The organism is Rhodoferax fermentans (assembly GCF_002017865.1).
In the GTDB taxonomy this organism is placed as follows: Bacteria; Pseudomonadota; Gammaproteobacteria; order Burkholderiales; family Burkholderiaceae_C; genus Rhodoferax; species Rhodoferax fermentans.
The window spans coordinates 3,674,196-3,694,853 of record NZ_MTJN01000002.1; the positions used below are offsets into that span (position 1 = coordinate 3,674,196).

Consider the following 20,658-nt stretch of genomic DNA (forward strand, 5'->3'; position numbering starts at 1 on the left):
CTCTTAAAAACAGAGTACGTCAGTTGCTGTGACGCTTGCGGTAGCCTTCCAGAAACTTGGCAATGCGACCAATCGCCACACGCAAGTCTTCCTCATGGGGCAAAAACACAATGCGGAAATGGTCCGGCTGCTGCCAGTTGAAGCCGGTGCCCTGCACCAGCATCACCCGGGTTTCGCGCAGCAACTCCAGGAAAAACTGGCGGTCGTCGGTGATCGGGTACAGCGTCGGGTCCAGCTTGGGGAACATGTAGAGCGCAGCCTCAGGCTTGACACAGCTCACGCCGGGGATGGCGGTGATCAGCTCATAGGCCAGGTCGCGCTGGCGGCGCAGGCGGCCACCCTCACACACCAGGTCGTTGATGCTCTGGTAACCGCCCAGCGCGGTCTGGATCGCCCATTGGCCGGGGACGTTGGAGCACAGCTTCATGTTCGAGAGCATGGTCAAACCCTCGATGTAGTCACCGGCGGCCTTCTTGTTGCCCGAGACCACCATCCAGCCAGCGCGGTAACCGCAGGAGCGGTAACTCTTAGAGAGCGAGTTGAAGGTCAGCGTCAGCACGTCGGTCGACAACGAAGCCAATGCCGTGTGTTTGACACCGTCGTAAAGCACCTTGTCATACACCTCGTCAGCCAGAATCACCAAGCCGTGTTCACGGGCGATGGTCACAATGCCCTGGAGCAGTTCATCGCTGTACAACACCCCAGTCGGATTGTTCGGGTTGATCACCACAATGCCTTTGGTGCGCGGTGTGATCTTGGCGCGGATATCGTCCAGGTCCGGCATCCAGCCATTGGCTTCGTCACACAGGTAATGCACCGGGGTGCCACCCGACAGGCTGGTGGAGGCGGTCCACAGCGGGTAGTCGGGCATCGGCAGCAACAACTCGTCGCCGTTGTCCAGCAGCGCGTTGGTGGCCATGGTGATGAGTTCGCTGGCGCCATTGCCCAGGTAGATGTCGTCGAGCGTCACACCCACAATGCCCTGCTTCTGGGTTTCGTGCATGACCGCCTTACGTGCCGCAAAAATGCCCTTGCTGTCCGAATAACCCGCCGAATTGGGCAGGTTGCGGATCATGTCCTGCTGGATCTCTTCAGGCGCATCAAAACCAAACACCGCCAAGTTGCCCAGGTTGAGCTTGATGATCTTCTGGCCTTCATCTTCCATCTGGCGCGCCGCGTCCATGATCGGGCCGCGGATGTCGTAAAGCACATTGGCCAGTTTGGCTGATTTGCGTATGGTTTTCAAAGTCCCTCCGGGAGTGGCTGCACGTGGGCGAAACCTATAATTTGACCACAAGTCTTTGCGCTTCCACGGCGCAGGCCCCAGCACCGGTAACCCAGCGCGCCCCAGACGGCCTGACACCCCGAAAGACCCATGAAAATACATCCCGACAAGCCACATTTCCAGTCCATCAACGCCTACGGCCCTGACTGGGTACAGGTCGGCGGCGAAAAAATCACACACAGCATCATCCTGGACTCACGCGGCAAACGTTTGGACTGGCCCTGCAACCGCTTTGAAGACATCACGACCGAGGTATTTGAGCAAATGGCGCAATGGCAGCCCGAGCTGGTGATTTTTGGCAGCGGTGAACGCCTGCGTTTTGTCCACCCGAGCCTGACCCAAGCCCTGATCCAGCGGCAAATTGGCCTGGAAACCATGGACACCCAGGCGGCTTGTCGCACCTACAACATCTTGGCCGCCGAGGGGCGATATGTCGCGGTTGCACTGCTAATGCGTTAAAATCCGCAGTTGGCAGTCGAGGGCGCAGCAGCGCTATAAAAAAAGGATAGTGTCCGCGACTTGAGAGACTGACGCATCCTGTCACACGAGATTGAAGAACCATGGCGATTGTTGTCAATAAACCCATCCCCGAATTCGAGTCCAATGCCACAGGCGGTATCCGGGTCACCAACACGTCCCACCTCGGCCACATCGTCGTTTTGTACTTTTACCCCAAAGACAACACCCCTGGATGTACCACCGAGGCCATGCAGTTTCGCGACAAATACAAAGACTTTGTCAAAGCAGGGGCCACGGTGTTTGGTGTCTCGCGCGACAACATGAAGTCACACGACGATTTCAAGCAGAAGCTCGAGCTGCCGTTTGAGCTGATCGCCGACACCGAAGAAAAGATGTGCCACATGTTTGGTGTGGTCAAAAACAAGATCATGTACGGCAAGAAGGTCAAGGGCATCGAACGCAGCACCTTCCTGATCGGTGCCGACGGCACCCTCAAGGAAGAATGGCGTGGCCTGAAAGTACCCGGCCATGTGGACGAGGTGCTGGAAGCGGTCAAGAACCTCAAAAAGACCGCCATCGCGGCCTGATACCACCGGTTTTGCCAAACCCTGGAGACAGGACCTGCCAAAACATCCCGTCCGGCGTCGTTGTCAGACAGCTCGTGCATAATGATTTGCATGTTGTTGACAGTCACGCCAACTCGCTTTGAAACAGCCGCCCTGGTGACATGGCGGCTGTTTTGCTTTTAGCTCCCATACCTCATCACTTCGAGAGTTTTCATGCCCTTGCCCTCTGCTCCTACCAAACGCGCCGCCTTGCTGTCACAACAAGAGTATGAAACACCCGCCAAGACGCGCCCGAAGCAAAAAGCCACGGTCAGCGCAGAAGTGCCAGAACCGGTCAAGGCGGCCGAAGTCCTGAGCAGCAAACCGACCACCGCCACACCAAGCAGCCGCAGCCGGACCAGCAAAGCAGCGCAGCCGATCCAGGCAGAACGCCCCATGGCCACACCCGAAGTTGTGCGCCCTGCCGCTCCCAAACCGGCGGAACGTCCTCGCGCCAAATCCAAGCGTTTTGAGGGACCCACCCGCCTGTTTGTGCTCGACACCAATGTGTTGTTGCACGATCCAAGCTGCCTGTTCCGTTTTGAAGAGCACGACATCTTTTTGCCGATGATCGTGCTTGAAGAGTTGGACGCCCACAAAAAGGGCATGACCGAGGTGGCGCGCAACGGCCGCCAGACCAGCCGTTCGCTGGATGCACTGGCCGAACACCAGGGTGGCGACATCACCAGCGGCCTGCCGCTGGACGCCACCGGCCACACCGAAGCGCGTGGCCGCCTGTTCTTCCAGACCCAGCTGCTCAACTACGACCTGCCGCTGAGCCTGCCCCAGGGCAAGGCCGACAACCAGATTCTGGGTGTGGTGGAAGCGCTGCGCAAACAACACGCACCGCGTGAGGTTGTGCTGGTGTCCAAGGACATCAACATGCGCGTCAAAGCCCGTGCGCTGGGCCTGTCCACCGACGACTACCAGAACGACAAAACCCTGGAGGACGGCGACCTGCTGTACTCGGGCGCTTATGCCCTGCCCTCTGACTTCTGGACCACCCACGGCAAATCGGTGGAGAGCTGGCAACAGGGTGCCCACACCTTCTACCGGATCAGTGGCCCAGTGGTGCCGCAGCTGCTGGTCAACCAGTTTGTCTACTTTGAATCACCCGGTGAACCCAGCCTGTACGCCAAGGTGACCGAGATTCGGGGCAAAGTGGCGGTGTTCAAAACCCTGCGCGATTTCACCCACCTGAAAAATGCGGTCTGGGGCATCACCACCCGCAACCGCGAGCAGAACTTCGCGATGAACCTGCTGATGGACCCCGAAGTCGACTTTGTCACACTGACCGGTACCGCCGGCACCGGCAAAACGCTGATGGCGCTGGCCTCGGGTCTGACCCAGGTGCTCGATGAGCGGCGCTACACCGAGATCATCGTGACGCGTGCCACCGTCAGCGTCGGCGAAGACATCGGCTTCCTGCCCGGCACCGAAGAGGAAAAAATGGGCCCGTGGATGGGGGCGCTCGACGACAACCTGGAAGTGTTGGGCAAAACCGACACCGCCGCCGGTGAATGGGGCCGCGCCGCCACCAACGAGCTGATCCGCAGCCGCATCAAGGTCAAGAGCATGAACTTCATGCGCGGGCGCACCTTCCTGAACAAATACGTGATCATCGACGAGGCGCAGAATCTGACGCCCAAACAGATGAAGACCTTGATCACCCGTGCTGGCCCAGGCACCAAGATCATTTGTATGGGCAACATCGCTCAGATCGACACCCCGTACCTGACCGAAGGCTCCTCAGGTCTGACCTATGCGGTGGACAAGTTCAAAGGCTGGGCACATGGCGGCCACATCACTTTGGCCCGTGGTGAACGCTCGCGGCTGGCCGACTTTGCCAGCGAAGTGCTTTGATTTAAATAGCTACTAGCCCTTGCAACATAAGGGCTAGAGGCTATTTTCATCTATCAATCTGATGATGAACGGGCCTGCTTGGGCCCGTTTCGGCTGGCCTAGAAGTCGCCAGTGCCGCCGCTGGCCAAGGACTCAAACTTGGTGATCCGGTTCAGGAAAGCCAGTTTGACGGTGCCGGTCGGGCCGTTACGCTGTTTGGCAATGATCACCTCAGCCACGCCCGGCTCCTTGCAGGCATCCTTGGTGTAGTACTCGTCGCGATAGATGAACATGATGATGTCGGCATCCTGTTCAATAGCCCCGGATTCGCGCAAGTCACTCATCATCGGGCGTTTGTCGGGGCGTTGCTCCACACTTCGGTTGAGCTGCGACAGGGCAATCAAAGGACATTTGAGCTCCTTGGCCAACATCTTTAAACCCCGCGAGATTTCACCCAGCTCGGTGGCCCGGTTTTCGCCGTCGCTGCCGTTGGAGCCGCTCATCAGCTGCAAGTAGTCGACCACGATCAGGCCGAGCTGGCCACACTGGCGCGCCAGTCGACGCGCGTTGGCGCGCAACTCGCTCGATGTCAGGCCAGCGGTTTCATCGATGTGCAGAGAAATGGTGCGCAGCTTCTCAATGGCTTCGGTCAGGCGCGGCCATTCCTCATCGCTGAGTTTGCCGGTACGCAGGTGGCCCTGGTCGATGCGGCCGATGGAGCCCACAATACGCACCGCCAGCTGGGCCGCACCCATTTCCATCGAGAAAACCGCCACCGGCAGGCCTTCGTTCATCGCCACATGCTCGGCAATGTTGATGGCAAACGCCGTCTTCCCCATCGACGGACGCGCCGCCAACACCACCAGGTCACCCGCCTGCAAACCCGCAGTCATGCGATCTAGGTCGTAAAAACCCGTTGGCACACCGGTGACGTCGTTCGGGTTGTCGGCCATTTCCTGCACGCGATCGAGCAAATCGACCACCAGCGTGTCCATGCTCTGAAAACCCTGCTTGGTGCGCGAGCCCTCCTCGCCAATGTTGAAAATCTTCTGCTCGGCCTCATCCAGGATGGAGGCCACCGGCCGCCCCTTGGGGTTGAAGGCGTTGGCAGAGATTTCCTCGCTGGTGGACACCAGCTTGCGCAGAATCGAGCGGTCACGCACGATCTCGGCGTAACGGCGGATGTTGCCGGCGCTGGGCACGTACTGCGCCAGCGCGTTCAGGTAGGTCAGGCCACCCACCTCCTCGGCCTTGCCCGCACTCTGCAACTGCTCGTACACGGTGATCACGTCAGCCGGTTTCGAAGCATTGATCAGCACCGCCATGGCCGCAAACACCGCACGGTGTTCATAGCGGTAGAAATCTTGCTCGGTGAGCACATCACTCACCCGGTCCCAAGCAGCGTTATCCAGCAACAGCCCACCCAACACGCTGGACTCTGCCTCGATGGAGTGTGGCGGGATACGCAGCTGCGCCACCTGACGGTCAGGCGTCAGGTCATCGTGAAAAGCAGAAACAACAGCAGACATGGGTGATTCCTTTGGAGCTTGGATGCTAAGGTGTACCGACTCAGGTGTCGAGTGAGAAGCTGGGGACGATGTCTGTACAAACTGTGCACAAGCTGTGCAAATGCGGGGACGTGGCCAGCACCAATACAAAAGCCGCCAAGGCTTGCGCCCGGGCGGCTTGTGAAAGCAGCGTCTGCGGCTTAGGCGGTTTCGCCGTACACCGACACCGTGATGTCAACCACCACGTCGGTGTGCAAGGCCACACCCACGGTGTTGTCGCCAACCACTTTGATGTGACCCAGCGGCATACGGATCTGAGCCTTGGTCACGGCAAAACCGGACTTGGTCAGCTCTTCAGCGATGTCAGCATTGGTCACCGAACCGAACAAACGGCCATCCACACCGGCCTTTTGGGTCAGCTTGCAGGTGGTGCCTGCCAGCTTTTCACCCAAAGCTTGTGCCTCAGCCAGCTTGGCAGCTGCAGCTTTTTCAAGCTCAGCGCGGCGGACTTCAAATTCTTTCTTGGCGGTTTCGGTGGCGCGACGGGCGCGGCCAGACGGAATCAGAAAGTTGCGGGCGTAACCGTCTTTGACTTTAACGATTTCACCGAGATTGCCAAGGTTCACCACCTTGTCGAGCAGAATGATTTGCATGGTAGGTAGTCCTTAGATCTTGTGCTGATCGCTGTAAGGCAACATGGCCAGAAAGCGGGCGCGCTTGATGGCGGTGTTGAGCTGGCGCTGGAAAATGGCACGGGTGCCGGTCAGGCGTGCGGGGATGATCTTGCCGTTTTCAGCAATGAAATCACGCAGTGTGTCGATGTCTTTGTAGTCGATCTCTTCAACACCGGTCACGGTGAAGCGGCAAAAGCGCTTGCGCTTGAACAGCAGGTTTTGCGCGGGGCGCTTTGGGCGCTTGTCTTTGTTGTTGAAACGTTTTGGTCCGGCCATGATGGACTCCTTAAATATTTTGAAATGCGTTACTCTTGAGCAAATTCTTGGATGTGGAACACAACGTGTTTTGCACCACGCGGCGTCGCCACAAAACCCTTGAAATTCCAGCTGCTACCGATGTCTTGTCGGGCCAGTTGTTCTGCAACTGCACCAAAAGCCACCGACTTCATGACTGCCTTGACTTGCCTTAACTGACCCGCCTCAACCATCTCTGATGCATGCTCAAGACGACAGTTGATGGCAGGAATTCCGGACGGCGTGTACCTCAAAACCTCGATTTCAAGAACGCTGGCTGTCAGGTGAAGGTGGTTGGCAAGGCTCACTGCAAGCTGGTTAACAAAGGCCTCAAGCCTGGTATTCGGCTTGCTGTGTCTTGCGGGCGTCTTCGCGCTCGACCGTCTTCATCATGGAAGAGGGGCCGGTTTCGGCCTTTTTCTTCAACACGGTCAGGTGACGCAACACGGCGTCATTGAACTTGAACGCATGCTCGAGTTCAGCCATGACAGCCTGGTCGGCTTCGATGTTGACACACAGGTAGTGCGCCTTGGCCAGCTTGTTGATCATGTAGACCAACTGGCGACGACCCCAGTCTTCGACACGGTGCACTTTGCCACCACCAGCGGTGATCATGCCCTTGTAGCGTTCCAGCATGGCGGGAACTTGTTCGCTCTGATCCGGGTGGATCATGAGGATGATTTCATAATGACGCATTGAGACTCCTTGTGGAAGTACCTCGAATGAGGCGAAAAGCCACCCCCAGCGTCTGATTGGGGTGTGGCAAGGTAAGCCAAAGATTATAGCTTTTTGTTTGGGCTTGGCTGCCTGGCTTAGTGAGCCGATTTCACGGAGCGTGTCAACACACTCACCAGCAGCGTCATAACCACCCCCGCAGTGATCCCAAACACACCGGCAGAAATGGGCTCGATGCCAAACCAGAGGCCCGACCCCTGCCAGCCCCAGTAGGCACGTACCCCCGGCGCATTGATGAGCATGTAATACACCGTCACCCCCAAGCCGCTGAGCATGCCGCTGACAGCCGCCCAGCGGGTGACACCAGTCCAGAAGATACCCAGAATCATCACCGGCACAAAAGCAGCACCCGCCAGCGAGAACGATGCCGACACCAGGATCAAGATGTCTGCAGGTTTTTGGGCCGCCACATAGGCCGCCAACAAAGCCATCAGCAACAGCGAAAACTTGGACAACATGACCCGACTGACCGCCCCCGAAGTCTCACTGTTGCCACGGTAAAACAAGTCATGGGCCAGCGCGTTGCCAATGGTGAGCAACAAACCGTCTGCGGTAGAAAGTGCGGCGGCCAGGCCACCCGCCGCAACCAGACCCGAGATGACATACGGCAAACCACCGATTTCGGGGGTGGCCAACATCACGATGTCTGGCCCCAGCCTGAGTTCGGCAAACTGCAGAATCTGATCACCGTTGATGTCACTGACGGATATCAGCGACGGGTCCAGTCTGGCCCACTGGGAAATCCAGGACGGCAAATCATCAAAGCGTTGCCCGACCAGATGGCCCATGATCTCAAACTTGACCAACACCGCCAAGGCTGGCGCAGCCAAGTACAAGAGTGCAATAAACACCAAGGACCAGGTGGCCGAATTTCTGGTTTCAACCACCGACTGGGTGGTGTAGAACCGTGTCAGCAGATGCGGAAGGCCGGCGGTGCCGACCATCAGACAAAACATCAGCGCCAAAAAATTCAGCCGAGAGCTGTGAAACCGCTCTTGTTCATCGGGTGTGCCATGGGGATCACCGGCAAACGGATGCGTCTGCTCTGACATGCCTGCCAAGGGCTTGGCGCGCTCCAGGTTGTCGTACATGGCCCGGGTCCATTTGTCGCGAGCGCTGGTTTCATCACGCGGCAGTGCGGCCAGCGCCCGCCTGGCGGCCACGATCTGGGCCTCGTCTGCATGTGCCAGAGTCAGGCTTTGAATCTTGTCTCGATGCCACTTCTTTTCAGCTTCCAGTGACTGCGGCAGGTTATTGAGCTTGAGGGCAAAGTCTCTTGCTCGTCGTGCGTATTCATTGACCACCTCCTGCTCGGCCGGGGACGCCATCAAACGTTGCTCCAACTCGGCAATTTTGGGCAGTTGCTGACCATAAACAACCGGCGCCATAGGGTTGCCAAGCTGTTTGTAAGCCAGCCAGGAGACCGGGATCAAAAAAGCCAGGATCAGCACCACATACTGGGTCACCTGGGTCCAGGTCACCGCACGCATGCCTCCCAGGAACGAGCAGACCAACACACCCCCTAAACCCAGCAAAATGCCGATCTCGAACTGCACCCCGGTCAAGCGCGAGGTGATCAAGCCCACCCCATAAATTTGCGCCACCACGTAGGTAAACGAGCACAACACAGCAGACCAGGCCGCAATGATGCGGGGCCAGCGCCCACCAAACCGGCGGCCAAAAAAATCGGGCACCGTGTAGAGGTTCATCTTGCGCAAATGAGGTGCCACCAATAACGCGACCAGGCAAAACCCGCCGGTCCAGCCCAGCACATACACCAAGCCACCAGGCTGAGAACCGGAGCCGGAAAAACCTTGCAAATACAAACCACCCGCCATGCTGATGAAGGAAGCCGCACTCATCCAGTCTGCGGCAACTGCCATGCCGTTGTACATGGCCGGGATGCGACGCCCAGCCACGTAGTACTCAGAAGCCCTGGAGGTGCGGTCGTAGATGCCGATCAGGGCATACAAAAAAACCGTGGCAAACAAAAAAATGGCGCCAACCCAGATCCGTTTGAGTCCGATGCGCTCAGCCAGTCCGAGGGCCAACACAAAAAACAGGAACATGAGCACATAAAACAAAAACCGCTTGTGGATGCGCCGGGTGTACTTGCCGAAGTCCGGGTCAACAAACACTTGAGCGCCATCTGCACGGTTGGCCAGACGCGCATAAACGGCCACGATCAGGATAAAAATCAACAAACTGCCCTGCGCGGCAAACCAATACGAAATCGGCCAGCCAACCAGCGCGTATTGAAGATCGTGGGCAAAAAAGACGATGCCAAATGAACCCAGAAACCAAACTAGCAAAAGCCAAGCCTGCAAGCGTGTGAAGCTGGCTATGGGTTGGCTTTCAGGCAGGGGCAGCTCTGGTCTCATCTGCTGGAGATGATGGCACCCGGTGGTGCCAAGTTCTCTAGGTGTTTGCTATTGACTGGCCAGGCTTTGCCAGGTGGCAACCACGGTGTCCGGGTTCAGCGAAATCGAGGAAATACCTTGCTGCATCAACCACACGGCAAAGTCAGGGTGATCGCTGGGGCCCTGGCCACAGATCCCGATGTACTTGCCCTGGGCGCGGCAAGCAGCAATCGCCTGACTGATCAAGGCCGTGACCGCCGGATCACGTTCATCAAAATCCTTGGCCAACAACTCCAGGCCGGAATCTCGGTCCAGACCCAAGGTCAACTGGGTTAGATCATTGGAACCGATCGAGAAGCCATCAAAGTACTGCAAAAACTCATTGGCCAGGATGGCATTGCTGGGAATCTCACACATCATGATCAGCTTGAGATCCAACTCGCCACGTTTGAGCCCATGCTCGGCCAGCAACTCAGTCACCTTCTTGGCTTGGCCCAGGGTTCGGACAAACGGCACCATCACCTGCACGTTGACCAGCCCCATGGTTTCGCGCACACGTTTGAGTGCCTCACACTCCATCGCGAAGGCCTCACCGAAGTCAGCACTGACATAACGCGCGGCACCACGGAAACCCAGCATCGGGTTTTCTTCTTCGGGTTCGTAGCGGCTGCCACCAATCAGCTTGCGGTACTCGTTGCTCTTGAAATCAGAGAGCCGCACGATGACCGGCTTGGGCCAGAAGGCTGCAGCAATGGTGGCCACACCTTCTGCCACCCGATCCACGTAAAAGGCCCGCGGCGAAGCATGGCCACGCGCAACAGACTCCACCGCCTTTTTGAGATCGGCGTCGATATTGGGATAGTCCAGAATGGCTTTCGGGTGCACACCAATGTTGTTATTGATGATGAACTCGAGTCGTGCCAGACCCACACCGGCATTGGGCAACTGGCAAAAATCAAATGCAAGCTGTGGATTGCCCACATTCATCATGATCTTGACAGGGATCTCGGGCATCGCGCCACGCTGAACTTCTGTGACCTCGGTTTCCAACAGGCCGTCATAGATGAACCCGGTGTCCCCCTCGGCGCAACTCACGGTAACCAACATGCCGTCCTTGAGCACCTGGTCGGCATGGCCACAGCCCACCACCGCGGGAATCCCCAACTCACGCGCGATGATGGCGGCATGGCAGGTGCGCCCGCCGCGGTTGGTCACAATCGCCGAGGCGCGTTTCATCACCGGTTCCCAGTTGGGGTCGGTCATGTCAGTCACCAGCACATCACCGGGCTGCACACGGTCCATTTCGCTGATGTTGTAGACCACCTTGACCGGGCCAGTGCCGATTTTTTGGCCAATCGCACGCCCCTCGGCCAACACAGCGCCTTTGCCTTTGAGCTTGTAGCGGTGCTCCACCTTACCCAGCGCCTGGCTTTTGACGGTTTCCGGACGCGCTTGCAAGATGTACAGCTCACCATCAAGCCCATCCTTGCCCCACTCAATGTCCATCGGCCGGCCATAGTGGGCCTCAATGACCAAGGCGTAGCTGGCCAACTTCTGGACCTCGGCATCGGTGAGTGAGTAGCGGTTGCGCAGCTCGGTCGGGACATCCGTGGTTTTCACCAGTTTGCCCGTGGCGGCTTTTTCTTCGGGTGTTGAAAACTGCATCTGGATCAGTTTGGAACCCAGATTGCGCCGAATCAGCGCGAGCTTTCCCGCCTTGAGCATCGGTTTGTGGACATAAAACTCGTCGGGGTTCACCGCACCCTGCACCACCGTCTCACCCAGACCATAACTTGAGGTGATGAACACCACATCTTCAAACCCGGACTCGGTGTCCAGGGTAAACATCACACCGGCAGCCCCCAAGTCAGAACGCACCATACGCTGAACACCCGCACTGAGCGCCACATGTTCATGGGCAAAACCTTTGTGAACCCGGTAACTGATGGCACGGTCGTTGTACAGCGAGGCGAACACCTCGCGCATCTTGTGCAGTACCTCGTCAATGCCGGTGACATTGAGGAATGTTTCCTGCTGGCCTGCAAAAGAGGCATCGGGCAAATCTTCGGCAGTGGCCGACGAGCGCACCGCAAACGATGCAGAGGGGTTGTCACCACATAACGCCGAAAAAGCCGCACGGATATCACGCTCGAAATCTGCCGGGAAAGGCTGGTTTTCCACCATGGCACGAATTTCAGCTCCAGCCACGGCCAAGGCATTGACATCATCGGTATCCAAGCCCGCCAAACGGTCATTGATTTTTTGGCTCAGATTGCCATGGGCCAGGAACTCCCGGAAGGCATGTGCCGTGGTGGCAAAGCCGGTGGGTACTTTGACACCTGTGGGCAAATTGGAAATCATCTCCCCTAAGCTGGCATTTTTGCCGCCGACCGAATCCACGTCGGTCATTCTCAAGTTCTCAAAGGGGACGACCAGATCGGTCGGTGCAAAAAGCGCGGTCATGATAAAACTCCAGAAGTTAAAAAACTGGTCATGACCGCCGTGTTTTGCGCAACAGTGGTCAACGCGCAGCCCATTTCCGTCTGTTGTGGTGTTCTCGGTGGGACGCTGCGCGGCAAATCGATCCGATAATAAGAATTGTAGGCTTGCGCGACGCCGAGTCAGCCCGCTGAAGAGACTGAAATTGACAGATTGCGCAAGTCACCCAACCTGAGCCAGCCTGCACATGCCAAACCGCACTGTTTTTTTTGTCTCTGATGGCACCGGCATCACCGCCGAAACCTTTGGCAATGCCATCCTGAATCAATTTGAGGCGAATCTGCACCGGGTCAGGTTGCCGTTCACTGACAGTGTGGACAAGGCACACACGGTCGTCAGGCAGATCAACCATGCGGCCATGATTGACAACAAGCGCCCTATCGTTTTTCTGACGCTGGCCAACACCGAGGTGCTGCGGGTCATCTCCGACAACTGCAGCGGCATGCTGATGGACATGTTCGGCACCTTTGTCCACCCATTGGAAGAAGAACTGGGCCTCAAATCCAACCACCGTATTGGTCGATTCAGTGACTCGAGCAAAAGCGAGGAGTACCAGTCCCGCATCGAAGCCATCAACTTTTCACTGGAGCACGATGATGGCCAATCCAACCGCGACCTGGAAGGCTCCGACGTGATTCTGATTGGCGTCAGCCGAAGCGGAAAAACCCCAACCTCGCTGTACCTGGCCATGCAATATGGACTGAAGGCCTCCAACTACCCTCTGATTCCGGAGGATTTTGAGCGCCAAGACCTGCCCGCCGTGCTCAAAGCCCAGCGCAAGAAGTTGTTTGGTCTGACCATTCAGCCCGAACGGCTCAGTGAGATCCGCAACGAGCGCCGACCCAACTCCAAATACGCCTCTCTGGCCAACTGCCGCCATGAGGTCAAGGAAGCGGAAGCCATGATGCGTCGGTCCGGCATTCGGTGGTTGTCCACCACCACCAAATCAATCGAAGAAATCTCCACCACCATTTTGCAAGAGCTGCGCCCGGAGCGATTGACTTACTGACCAGACTGCAGTTTGCCCTGACCACGGGCTTGCGCCCGCCACACCCAAGACCCTCGCATCAGATTGAAGCTCTTTTTTCTCAGCTGTGGGGTGTTGTGTGGCCACCTGGTTTTGATCGGCTGGTCGGAACTGGGCTCACCGGAGCAACCAGACAGGGCACCACCACCTGTTCAGACCCGACAGATCCTGGTACCCTCTCCCGCAGAGAAACCGCCAGCACCAATGTCCCAGGCCTCTGTCGACAAGCGCCTGCCAGCCACCAAGCCCGTGAGCAACCGGACAACCCCTGTGGTGCAGGCAGTACAACCTACGCCAAAGCCAGACAGCAACGCACCCATCCCCTTGCCGACCGGAGCCAATGCAGAGCATGGGTCACCGGCTAAAGCCGACGGCGCCGCCCCCATGACGGCCTCGACGCCCGAAGCGACGGTTGGCGGCAGAAATACATCTTCAAGCGAGGTGCACTTGCCATCCAGCCAGGCAGATTACCTGAACAACCCGCAGCCGCCCTATCCCGCGCTGAGCCTCAGACTACGAGAAAGCGGCAAGGTCATGGTGCGGGTGTTGATTGGCAGGAATGGCCGAGCGTTGCGGGGTGAAGTTGTCAAATCCAGCGGATTTGAACGCTTGGACCAGTCGGCCTTGAGAGCCGTTCTGGCCTGGCGTTATGTGCCCGGCAAAGTTGATGGGCATGCACAGGACATGTGGTTTGATGTGCCGATCAGCTTCAGGCTGCCCAACTGATCACCACCATGTAGATCAAAGGGCCAATGCGGCAATACCTGCGCGCGCGATTTGCGCATCTTCACTGGACTTGACACCGCTGACGCCCACCGCCCCCAGGCACAACCCATCCTTCAGGATCGGCACCGCACCTTCCAACAAACCGTCTACCGCAGGCACACTCAAAAAGGCGGTGCGTCCACCATTCACGATGTCTTCATAGGCCTTGCTCTCACGCCGGCCCAAGGCGGCAGTATGGGCCTTGGCTGGCGCGATGTGGGCGGTCAGGGCAGCTGCACCATCCAGGCGCTGCAGCCACAACAAGTGGCCACCATCGTCCACGATGGCAATGGACACCGCCCACTGGTTGCGCAGCGCCTCGGCTTCAGCAGCCGCTGCGATTTGTTTGACATCGGACAATTCAAGAAACATTTTGGTTTTCATCAACAGGACTCTTCATGAGCTAAAACATCAAGCATAACGGTGTTCAAGCAGCGCTGTGCCTCTGTTCAGGTCACAAGTAGCCTCACGAAAAGTAGGAGCTTGCATCCGCTTTTTTTGGAAAGAGTGCCTGCCCACGCTTAAACTCTGCGCGTCTTCATGTTTTCCGGCAGAAAAGGAGTATTGGTATGACCGATCACATTCAATCGATTGACCGCAGCTACGGCTTGAACGCTGGTGCACAACAACGCAACCGCGTCTTGCGCAACACCTATTGGTTGCTGGCACTCAGCCTGGTGCCGACCGTTTTGGGTGCCTGGTTAGGTGTCGCCACAGGCATCACCCAATCTTTGGGTGGTGGTCTGGGATTGATCCTGTTCCTGGGCGGGGCTTTTGGCTTCATCTTCGCCATTGAGAAAACCAAGAATTCCGCCGCTGGTGTGCCAGTGCTGCTGGGTTTCACCTTTTTCATGGGCCTGATGTTGTCGCGCATGATTGCCATGGTGCTAGGCTTCAAAAACGGCCCAGAGCTGGTGATGACCGCCTTTGGTGGCACGGCCGGTGTGTTTTTTGCCATGGCCAGCCTCTCCAGCGTGATCAAACGTGACCTCTCTGGCATGGGCAAGTGGCTGTTTGTGGGAGCCCTGGCCATCATGGTGGGTGGCATCATCAACGTGTTTGTGGGCTCCACCGCTGGCATGATGGCGATCTCGGTGATGGCAATTGGTGTGTTCAGCGCCTATATGCTGTACGACCTCAAGCGCATCATCGACGGCGGCGAAACCAACTACATCAGCGCCACCTTGGCGCTCTACCTGGACATCATCAACGTGTTCCAGAGCCTGCTGGCCCTGCTGGGCATCATGGGTGGCGAACGCGACTGATCTGCTCCCCGCACGCCCCAAGCGTCAGAACAAAAGGCCCATCCGGGCCTTTTTTCTTGTTTTGTGGATGGGGCGTCGTGGTTGAATCAAAATCCCCCTTTGCCGATTCATTCCCTTTTTGCGCTTTACCCTCTATGTCCAGACGCTTGCTGATCCTTTGTGTGGCCTTGCTGCTGGCGGGCTGCGACCTGCTGGGCTTGGGGCCTGACCCCAGAATTGCCCAAAAAGAGGCAGAAGCCAAAGCCGTTGGTGCCGCTTGCCGCAATGGCCTGCGCAGTATCGAAGACTGTTATGCCCTGAACAAGGGCATCAACAAAGCAGCGATTTACGCAGGCTGGCTGGAAATGGACGCCTATATGCGGGAAAACAAGCTGGAAGGTCAGCGCGCCGAGATTGTGGCGCCGGCTGCCACACCTGCGCCCCCTGCTGAAGAAATCATCGAAGAACCCAAGGCCAAGACCAAAACCAAAGCCGGAGCCCACTGACCGCAACGTCGGTCAGCACGGGTTCAAGAAGACACCGCCTCAGTTACACCGCCAGATCAAAAACAGCCATGCTCTCCACATGCGCTGTGTGCGGGAACATGTTGACCACACCAGCAGCCGTGCAGCGGTAACCCGCCTGATGCACCAGCAGACCCGCATCCCGCGCCAGGGTCGACGGATTACAACTCACATACACAATGCGTTTGGGTGGCGTCCAGCCCTGAGCACCCGGGGTCGGTGGCAATTCGGAGGTACCCAGGCGTTGCCGATGCAGTTCGGCCAAGGCCAGCGCCAGCGCAAACGCACCTTCACGCGGTGGATCCACCAGCCACTTGTCCGCCACACCGTCCTTCACCAGCATCTCCGGGGTGATCTCAAACAGGTTACGAGCTACAAAAGAAGTAGTGCACAGCCCTTTATTGATAAGGGCTTGAGCACGATTTTCCTCATAATTCTGGCGCGCGCGTGCCACCAGCACCTCGCTGCCCTCAATGCCCAAGACCTCCGCCGCTTGGGTGGCGATGGGCAAGGTGAAGTTGCCCAGGCCACAAAACCAGTCAATCACGCGCTCATCTTTTTGTGCATCGAGCAAACGCAAGGCCCGTGACACCAGCACCCGGTTGATCTGCGGGTTGACTTGGGTGAAATCCGTCGGTTTAAACGGCATGGTGATGCCAAACTCAGGCAGCGCGTAAGACAGCGCCTCGCCCCCTTCGTCGAGCAGACATACTGTCTCCGGGCCCTTGGATTGCAGCCACCACTGGACCGGCGGGTTGGCTGCCGCAAAAACACGCAAGCGCTGCAAATCTGCCTGGCTGAGGGGCTCCAGATGCCGCAGCACCAGAGCAATCACCTTGTCGCCACACGCCAGCTCGATCTGGGGGCAGGTTTCCACCGCGTCGAGTGAGCCAATCAGGTCGCGCAGCGGCATCAGCATCGCACTGACTTGCGGTGGCAACACCGGGCAGACCTTCATGTCGGCGACATAGCGGCTCTTGCGTTCATGAAAACCAATCAACACCGTGCCCTTTTTGCGGACAAAACGCACCGACAGACGTGCCCGATAACGGTAACCCCAAGTTGGCCCCTCAATCGGCCGCAGCATCTGCTCGGGCTTGACCTTGCCCAGGTGCCACAAGTTGTCTTCCAGGGCACGTTGTTTGACCGCCACCTGTGCGGCGCTGTGCAAATGCTGCATCTTGCAGCCACCACAGGCGCCCGCATGCAAACCAAAGTGCGGGCAACCGGGCTGCACACGCTGGGACGAGGCGCGATGGATCTGGGTCAGCGTGCCCTGCTCCCAGTTGTTCTTGTGGCGGTTGATGTTGGCGCTGACCCACTCAAAAGGCAGGGCACCTTCAATAAAAACCACCTTGCCATCGGCCTTGTGGGCCACGCCTTGGGCGTCCAGGTCGAGGGATTCGACCTGCAGCCAATGGTCAGGATATGCCGCCACAGCGGTTGTTTCTTTTGTATCTGTCATGGAATCGAGGCAAAAAATGACGTGCAACGTCAAGCCCGGCCGAACCGGGACACCACTTAACGGGCTGGCAGGTATTTGGTGGGGTCAACCGGCTTGCCTTGGCGGCGCACCTCAAAGTGCAGCTTGACACGGTCGGCGTCACTGCTGCCCATCTCGGCAATCTTCTGCCCCTTGAGCACCGACTGGTCTTCCTTGACCAGCAAGGTCTGGTTGTGGGCGTAAGCGGTCAGATAGACGTTGTTGTGTTTGAGGATGATCAGGTTGCCATAACCACGCAGGCCAGCGCCCACGTACACCACCCGACCATCGGCGGCAGCCAAGACGGGTTCTCCAGCCTTGCCACCAATGTCCACACCCTTGTTCTTGACATCGTCAAACCCGGCCAGAATCGTGCCGTTGGCGGGCCAGATCCAGTTGATGTCGTCTTCTGCCAGGACTGGCTTGCTCGCGGCACTGGCTGGCGCCGATGCCGGAGTTGCGGATTCAGAGGCCGCAGCCTGGGGTGCCGACGCGGGTGTAGCAACCACCTGTGGTTTGGTAACAGGTTTAACCACCACTTCGCTGCTGACCGGCGGCACCACACGCAGCACCTGGCCCACCTCGATGCGGTTGGGGTTCTCAAGCTGGTTCCAACGCACCACCTCCTGCATGCTCTGGCCATGTTCCAGGGAGATTCTCAGCAAGGTGTCACCGGGTTTGACGGTGTAGTAGCCCGGTTTACCCGCATTCTCAAAACCTGGTGGCTGATTGACCGGAGCGATCACGGTCGGAGTCGGCGCAGTGGGTGCGCCCTGCCTGAGCGGTCGGTCCTCCACTGGTGCGCGGTTGAGGGTCTTTGAACCACAACCCACCAGCACCAGCGTCAACAACGCCAGACCCATCCCCCAACCAATTCGTCGAAACTCACGCATCATAAACATCCTGTCATGCAATACCCGATTTTAAAGGGACGAAATGAACCGCCTCCATCACGGTCTGGCGTAATCCTTGTGGCGTCTTGTCAACCACCACCAAAGCCTGGCGCCCGGGGCTCTGCGCTCCGGCCGCCACTGGCGCCACCAAACGCCCGCCCACCGCCAACTGGTCCAGCCAGCAAGTTGGCAAGGCTTCCCCTCCTGCGGCGGCAATGATGCCTGCGTACGGAGCGCCCTTGGCATACCCCAGCATGCCGTCACCAAATAACAAATGCACATTGGCCAGACGGAAAGGCCGCAGGTTGTCGCGTGCTTTGTCATGCAAACCGCGCAGCCGCTCGATCGAATACACCTCGCTGCACACATGGCTTAGCAAAGCGGCCTGGTAACCGCAGCCGGTACCAATCTCCAGCACCCGCCCCAGGCGAGAAGTCTGGCCCTGCAGCAACAGCTCCAACATGCGCGACACCACGCCCGGCTTAGAAATGGTCTGGCCCAGCCCAATCGGCAGGCTGGTGTCTTCATACGCCTGGTTGACCAGTGCGGAGTCGACAAAGCGGTGCCGCTCCACCTGCCCCAAAGCGGCCAGCACACGCTTGTCCGAGATGCCTTGTTGCGCCAGTTTGTTGACCATGCTCAAACGCACCGCACTTGAATCCATGCCCAAACCGGTCGGCGCAGGTGCGGGACGGTGGCTGGCCAACCGGCTTACAGCTGGTGGCGGTGGTACTGCGGTCTGGATTGGCCCCAGACGCGCCGGAAAACCTGGGCGGGCTTTGACGCCCGCCTGACGATGGCTCGTCATCAACCCGGCCCCATGCCCGCAGCCAGGCGCGCGGCAGTCTGCGCCCAGTAGCCCAGGCTGTCGTGGTCGGTCAGGTCGATCTTGAGGGGGGTGATCGCGATATGGCCCTGTGCGGTGGCGTGGAAGTCGGTGCCATCGGCATCGTCTTTGGCCGCGCCAGCGGCACCAATCCAGTACATGGTTTCATTGCGTGGACTGAGTTGGGTGATGACCGGCTCAGCCGCATGACGCCGCCCCAGACGGCACAACTTGACATGGCCCAACTGATCTTCGGGCAAGTTGGGGATGTTGACATTGAGCAGCCAGGCGCTGCTGCCCAGCAGATTCTGCTGCGACATCTGTAACACCAGGTCACGTGCCTTGCGCGCTGCAGCGTCCAGGTGCAACCAGTCACGCTGGACCTGGGAAAAGGCGATCGAGGGAATGCCAAACAGGTAACCCTCCATCGCCGCTCCCACGGTGCCCGAGTAAATGGTGTCGTCACCCATGTTGGCGCCGTTGTTGATGCCCGACACCACCAGGTCCGGCCGGTAGTCCAGCAACCCCGTCAGCGCGATGTGCAGGCAGTCGGCCGGTGTGCCATTGACATATCGGAACCCGTTGGCCGCCCGGTGAACGTACAAGGGTGAATGCAGCGTCAGCGCATTGGACTTGGCGCTGTTGTTGTGTTCCGGTGCCACCACCTCGACCTCGGCCACGTCTTTGAGGGCCTCGTACAAGGCCACGATGCCCGGTGCCTGAAAGCCATCGTCGTTTGATATCAGAATTTTCATGCGTCCACCTTGTGTCTGAAACCATTGTAAGTGGCGCCCTCACACCGACAGCAGACCTCCCGCCCGGGCCAGCATCAACACCGCCACCCCGACACAAAACCAGGCAAACACTTGCTGCAGACGCGTGGGGTGGACCCGGTTGGCCAGCCGCCTGCCAGCCAGCAGCGCCACGATGGCGCCAGCGGCAAAGGGCAACGCAATGGCCCAGTTCATGGTGCCGTGTATGGTGGCAGACATCACACCACTCAAGGACACCAGCGCCATCACCGCCAACGAGGTGGCGTGCACACTGCGAATGCTCAGATTGGTGTAACGCGACAGGGCTGGCACGATCACAAAACCACCGCCGACCCCCAGCAAACCACTGAGCAAACCCGACAGCAAGCCGGTGCCCGCCAACACCTGGGCACACGGGCGTGTCCAGATCAAGCGCTGATCCACGGTGCTCAGCACACAGGGCGCTCGCGCCTGGGTGGTGGCTGGGGCAGCCAGACTGCGCCAGGCGCTGTACATCAGCACGGCGGAGAAAGCCACGATCAAAGGCCGATTGGGGATGTGTTGCGCCAGAAAAACGCCGAGTGGTGCCATCACCATCCCCGCCGCCCCCATCAAGGCCGCAGCACGGTAGCGCACCAGCGCCTCACGCCAGGCCAGGACAGCCCCCAGCGAGGCTGCGGCGAACACCGCCAGCATCCCGATGGGTGCGGCCTGCTGCACCGACAGATGCAGTCCAAACACCAACAAAGGCACCGACAGGATGCCGCCACCTGCCCCGGTGAAGGCCAACACCAGACCAATCACCGTGCCCAACAGCGCCACCCAGATCATCTGGTCCACGCGTGCCCCTGGGTTGCTGATTTGGCAAAAGAAGACATCAGCC

General features: G+C 58.5%; 21 protein-coding genes. 7 read left to right on the plus strand and 14 right to left on the minus strand.

What is annotated here, in order from left to right:
• Positions 1-19 precede the first annotated feature (19 nt).
• The gene (locus tag RF819_RS17110) at positions 20-1,246 is read right to left on the minus strand and encodes a pyridoxal phosphate-dependent aminotransferase (RefSeq protein ID WP_078366089.1); all 1,227 of its coding nucleotides are present in this window, start codon (positions 1,244-1,246) and stop codon (positions 20-22) included.
• Positions 1,247-1,375: 129 nt separating this feature from the next.
• On the opposite strand from RF819_RS17110, the gene RF819_RS17115 reads away from it, so the two are divergent.
• The 3 genes from RF819_RS17115 (at position 1,376) to RF819_RS17125 (ending at position 4,212) form a co-directional block, all read left to right on the plus strand.
• On the plus strand, positions 1,376-1,744 hold the full coding sequence (locus RF819_RS17115; RefSeq protein ID WP_078366090.1) for an Mth938-like domain-containing protein: 369 nt from the start codon (positions 1,376-1,378) through the stop codon (positions 1,742-1,744).
• Positions 1,745-1,845: 101 nt separating this feature from the next.
• A complete protein-coding gene (locus tag RF819_RS17120; protein ID WP_078366091.1) occupies positions 1,846-2,331 on the plus strand; it encodes a peroxiredoxin in 486 nt (161 codons plus the stop codon).
• A gap of 192 nt (positions 2,332-2,523) precedes the next feature.
• Positions 2,524-4,212, plus strand: coding sequence for a PhoH family protein (locus tag RF819_RS17125; protein ID WP_078366092.1), 1,689 nt, complete (start codon positions 2,524-2,526; stop codon positions 4,210-4,212).
• Between the two features lie 98 nt (positions 4,213-4,310).
• Here RF819_RS17125 and dnaB read toward each other — a convergent pair whose 3' ends face one another.
• The 7 genes from dnaB to ppsA all read right to left on the minus strand — a co-directional run bounded on the left by dnaB (position 4,311) and on the right by ppsA (position 12,225).
• On the minus strand, positions 4,311-5,720 hold the full coding sequence (gene dnaB, locus RF819_RS17130) for a replicative DNA helicase (RefSeq protein WP_078366093.1): 1,410 nt from the start codon (positions 5,718-5,720) through the stop codon (positions 4,311-4,313).
• 179 nt (positions 5,721-5,899) lie between these two features.
• On the minus strand, positions 5,900-6,352 hold the full coding sequence (gene rplI / locus RF819_RS17135) for a 50S ribosomal protein L9 (protein ID WP_078366094.1): 453 nt from the start codon (positions 6,350-6,352) through the stop codon (positions 5,900-5,902).
• Positions 6,353-6,364: 12 nt separating this feature from the next.
• Positions 6,365-6,649 (minus strand): 30S ribosomal protein S18, encoded by a 285-nt coding sequence (rpsR, locus tag RF819_RS17140; RefSeq protein WP_011464487.1) that lies wholly within the window; start codon positions 6,647-6,649, stop codon positions 6,365-6,367.
• Between the two features lie 29 nt (positions 6,650-6,678).
• On the minus strand, positions 6,679-6,975 hold the full coding sequence (gene priB / locus RF819_RS17145) for a primosomal replication protein N (RefSeq protein WP_078366095.1): 297 nt from the start codon (positions 6,973-6,975) through the stop codon (positions 6,679-6,681).
• Positions 6,976-6,997: 22 nt separating this feature from the next.
• Complete coding sequence (gene rpsF / locus RF819_RS17150; protein ID WP_078366096.1) at positions 6,998-7,363, minus strand: 30S ribosomal protein S6; 366 nt, start codon at positions 7,361-7,363, stop codon at positions 6,998-7,000.
• 116 nt (positions 7,364-7,479) lie between these two features.
• Positions 7,480-9,783 carry a VC_2705 family sodium/solute symporter gene (locus RF819_RS17155; RefSeq protein WP_078366097.1) on the minus strand — a complete coding sequence of 768 codons (2,304 nt, stop codon included), beginning with the start codon at positions 9,781-9,783 and terminating at the stop codon, positions 7,480-7,482.
• A gap of 48 nt (positions 9,784-9,831) precedes the next feature.
• Positions 9,832-12,225 carry a phosphoenolpyruvate synthase gene (gene ppsA / locus RF819_RS17160; protein ID WP_078366098.1) on the minus strand — a complete coding sequence of 798 codons (2,394 nt, stop codon included), beginning with the start codon at positions 12,223-12,225 and terminating at the stop codon, positions 9,832-9,834.
• Positions 12,226-12,448: 223 nt separating this feature from the next.
• On the opposite strand from ppsA, the gene ppsR reads away from it, so the two are divergent.
• On the plus strand, positions 12,449-13,270 hold the full coding sequence (ppsR, locus tag RF819_RS17165; RefSeq protein ID WP_078366099.1) for a posphoenolpyruvate synthetase regulatory kinase/phosphorylase PpsR: 822 nt from the start codon (positions 12,449-12,451) through the stop codon (positions 13,268-13,270).
• Between the two features lie 402 nt (positions 13,271-13,672).
• A complete protein-coding gene (locus RF819_RS17170; protein WP_242473379.1) occupies positions 13,673-14,014 on the plus strand; it encodes an energy transducer TonB in 342 nt (113 codons plus the stop codon).
• Between the two features lie 15 nt (positions 14,015-14,029).
• Here the strand turns inward: RF819_RS17170 and RF819_RS17175 are convergent, their stop codons facing one another.
• A complete protein-coding gene (locus tag RF819_RS17175; protein WP_078366101.1) occupies positions 14,030-14,437 on the minus strand; it encodes a GlcG/HbpS family heme-binding protein in 408 nt (135 codons plus the stop codon).
• Between the two features lie 185 nt (positions 14,438-14,622).
• On the opposite strand from RF819_RS17175, the gene RF819_RS17180 reads away from it, so the two are divergent.
• Entirely contained in the window at positions 14,623-15,318 is a 696-nt protein-coding gene (locus tag RF819_RS17180) for a Bax inhibitor-1/YccA family protein (protein WP_078366102.1), read from the plus strand.
• Between the two features lie 134 nt (positions 15,319-15,452).
• Positions 15,453-15,803, plus strand: coding sequence for a hypothetical protein (locus tag RF819_RS17185; protein ID WP_078366103.1), 351 nt, complete (start codon positions 15,453-15,455; stop codon positions 15,801-15,803).
• A 43-nt stretch (positions 15,804-15,846) separates the two neighbouring features.
• Here the strand turns inward: RF819_RS17185 and rlmD are convergent, their stop codons facing one another.
• From rlmD to RF819_RS17210, 5 genes are read right to left on the minus strand one after another with little or no spacing between them, the layout of a single operon-like run.
• Positions 15,847-17,286, minus strand: a complete 1,440-nt coding sequence (gene rlmD / locus RF819_RS17190; RefSeq protein ID WP_078366104.1) for a 23S rRNA (uracil(1939)-C(5))-methyltransferase RlmD — start codon at positions 17,284-17,286, stop codon at positions 15,847-15,849.
• Between the two features lie 56 nt (positions 17,287-17,342).
• Positions 17,343-18,197 carry a peptidoglycan DD-metalloendopeptidase family protein gene (locus RF819_RS17195; protein ID WP_143541746.1) on the minus strand — a complete coding sequence of 285 codons (855 nt, stop codon included), beginning with the start codon at positions 18,195-18,197 and terminating at the stop codon, positions 17,343-17,345.
• 13 nt (positions 18,198-18,210) lie between these two features.
• Positions 18,211-19,005 (minus strand): protein-L-isoaspartate(D-aspartate) O-methyltransferase, encoded by a 795-nt coding sequence (locus tag RF819_RS17200; RefSeq protein ID WP_078366105.1) that lies wholly within the window; start codon positions 19,003-19,005, stop codon positions 18,211-18,213.
• On the minus strand, positions 19,005-19,778 hold the full coding sequence (gene surE, locus RF819_RS17205) for a 5'/3'-nucleotidase SurE (protein WP_078366106.1): 774 nt from the start codon (positions 19,776-19,778) through the stop codon (positions 19,005-19,007). Before surE ends, RF819_RS17200 begins: the two co-directional genes overlap by 1 nt.
• 39 nt (positions 19,779-19,817) lie before the next feature.
• Positions 19,818-20,606 carry a sulfite exporter TauE/SafE family protein gene (locus RF819_RS17210; RefSeq protein ID WP_078367022.1) on the minus strand — a complete coding sequence of 263 codons (789 nt, stop codon included), beginning with the start codon at positions 20,604-20,606 and terminating at the stop codon, positions 19,818-19,820.
• Between the last annotated feature and the right edge of the window lie 52 nt (positions 20,607-20,658).

Coding starts and splice junctions, on each gene's coding strand:
- RF819_RS17115 (WP_078366090.1), top strand. CDS start 1,376: ATGAAAATACATCCCGACAAGCCACATTTCCAGTCCATCAACGCCTAC.
- RF819_RS17120 (WP_078366091.1), top strand. CDS start 1,846: ATGGCGATTGTTGTCAATAAACCCATCCCCGAATTCGAGTCCAATGCC.
- RF819_RS17125 (WP_078366092.1), top strand. CDS start 2,524: ATGCCCTTGCCCTCTGCTCCTACCAAACGCGCCGCCTTGCTGTCACAA.
- dnaB (WP_078366093.1), bottom strand. CDS start 5,720: ATGTCTGCTGTTGTTTCTGCTTTTCACGATGACCTGACGCCTGACCGT.
- rplI (WP_078366094.1), bottom strand. CDS start 6,352: ATGCAAATCATTCTGCTCGACAAGGTGGTGAACCTTGGCAATCTCGGT.
- rpsR (WP_011464487.1), bottom strand. CDS start 6,649: ATGGCCGGACCAAAACGTTTCAACAACAAAGACAAGCGCCCAAAGCGC.
- rpsF (WP_078366096.1), bottom strand. CDS start 7,363: ATGCGTCATTATGAAATCATCCTCATGATCCACCCGGATCAGAGCGAA.
- RF819_RS17155 (WP_078366097.1), bottom strand. CDS start 9,783: ATGAGACCAGAGCTGCCCCTGCCTGAAAGCCAACCCATAGCCAGCTTC.
- ppsA (WP_078366098.1), bottom strand. CDS start 12,225: ATGACCGCGCTTTTTGCACCGACCGATCTGGTCGTCCCCTTTGAGAAC.
- ppsR (WP_078366099.1), top strand. CDS start 12,449: ATGCCAAACCGCACTGTTTTTTTTGTCTCTGATGGCACCGGCATCACC.
- RF819_RS17170 (WP_242473379.1), top strand. CDS start 13,673: ATGACGGCCTCGACGCCCGAAGCGACGGTTGGCGGCAGAAATACATCT.
- RF819_RS17175 (WP_078366101.1), bottom strand. CDS start 14,437: ATGAAAACCAAAATGTTTCTTGAATTGTCCGATGTCAAACAAATCGCA.
- RF819_RS17180 (WP_078366102.1), top strand. CDS start 14,623: ATGACCGATCACATTCAATCGATTGACCGCAGCTACGGCTTGAACGCT.
- RF819_RS17185 (WP_078366103.1), top strand. CDS start 15,453: ATGTCCAGACGCTTGCTGATCCTTTGTGTGGCCTTGCTGCTGGCGGGC.
- rlmD (WP_078366104.1), bottom strand. CDS start 17,286: ATGACAGATACAAAAGAAACAACCGCTGTGGCGGCATATCCTGACCAT.
- RF819_RS17195 (WP_143541746.1), bottom strand. CDS start 18,197: ATGCGTGAGTTTCGACGAATTGGTTGGGGGATGGGTCTGGCGTTGTTG.
- RF819_RS17200 (WP_078366105.1), bottom strand. CDS start 19,005: ATGACGAGCCATCGTCAGGCGGGCGTCAAAGCCCGCCCAGGTTTTCCG.
- surE (WP_078366106.1), bottom strand. CDS start 19,778: ATGAAAATTCTGATATCAAACGACGATGGCTTTCAGGCACCGGGCATC.
- RF819_RS17210 (WP_078367022.1), bottom strand. CDS start 20,606: ATGATCTGGGTGGCGCTGTTGGGCACGGTGATTGGTCTGGTGTTGGCC.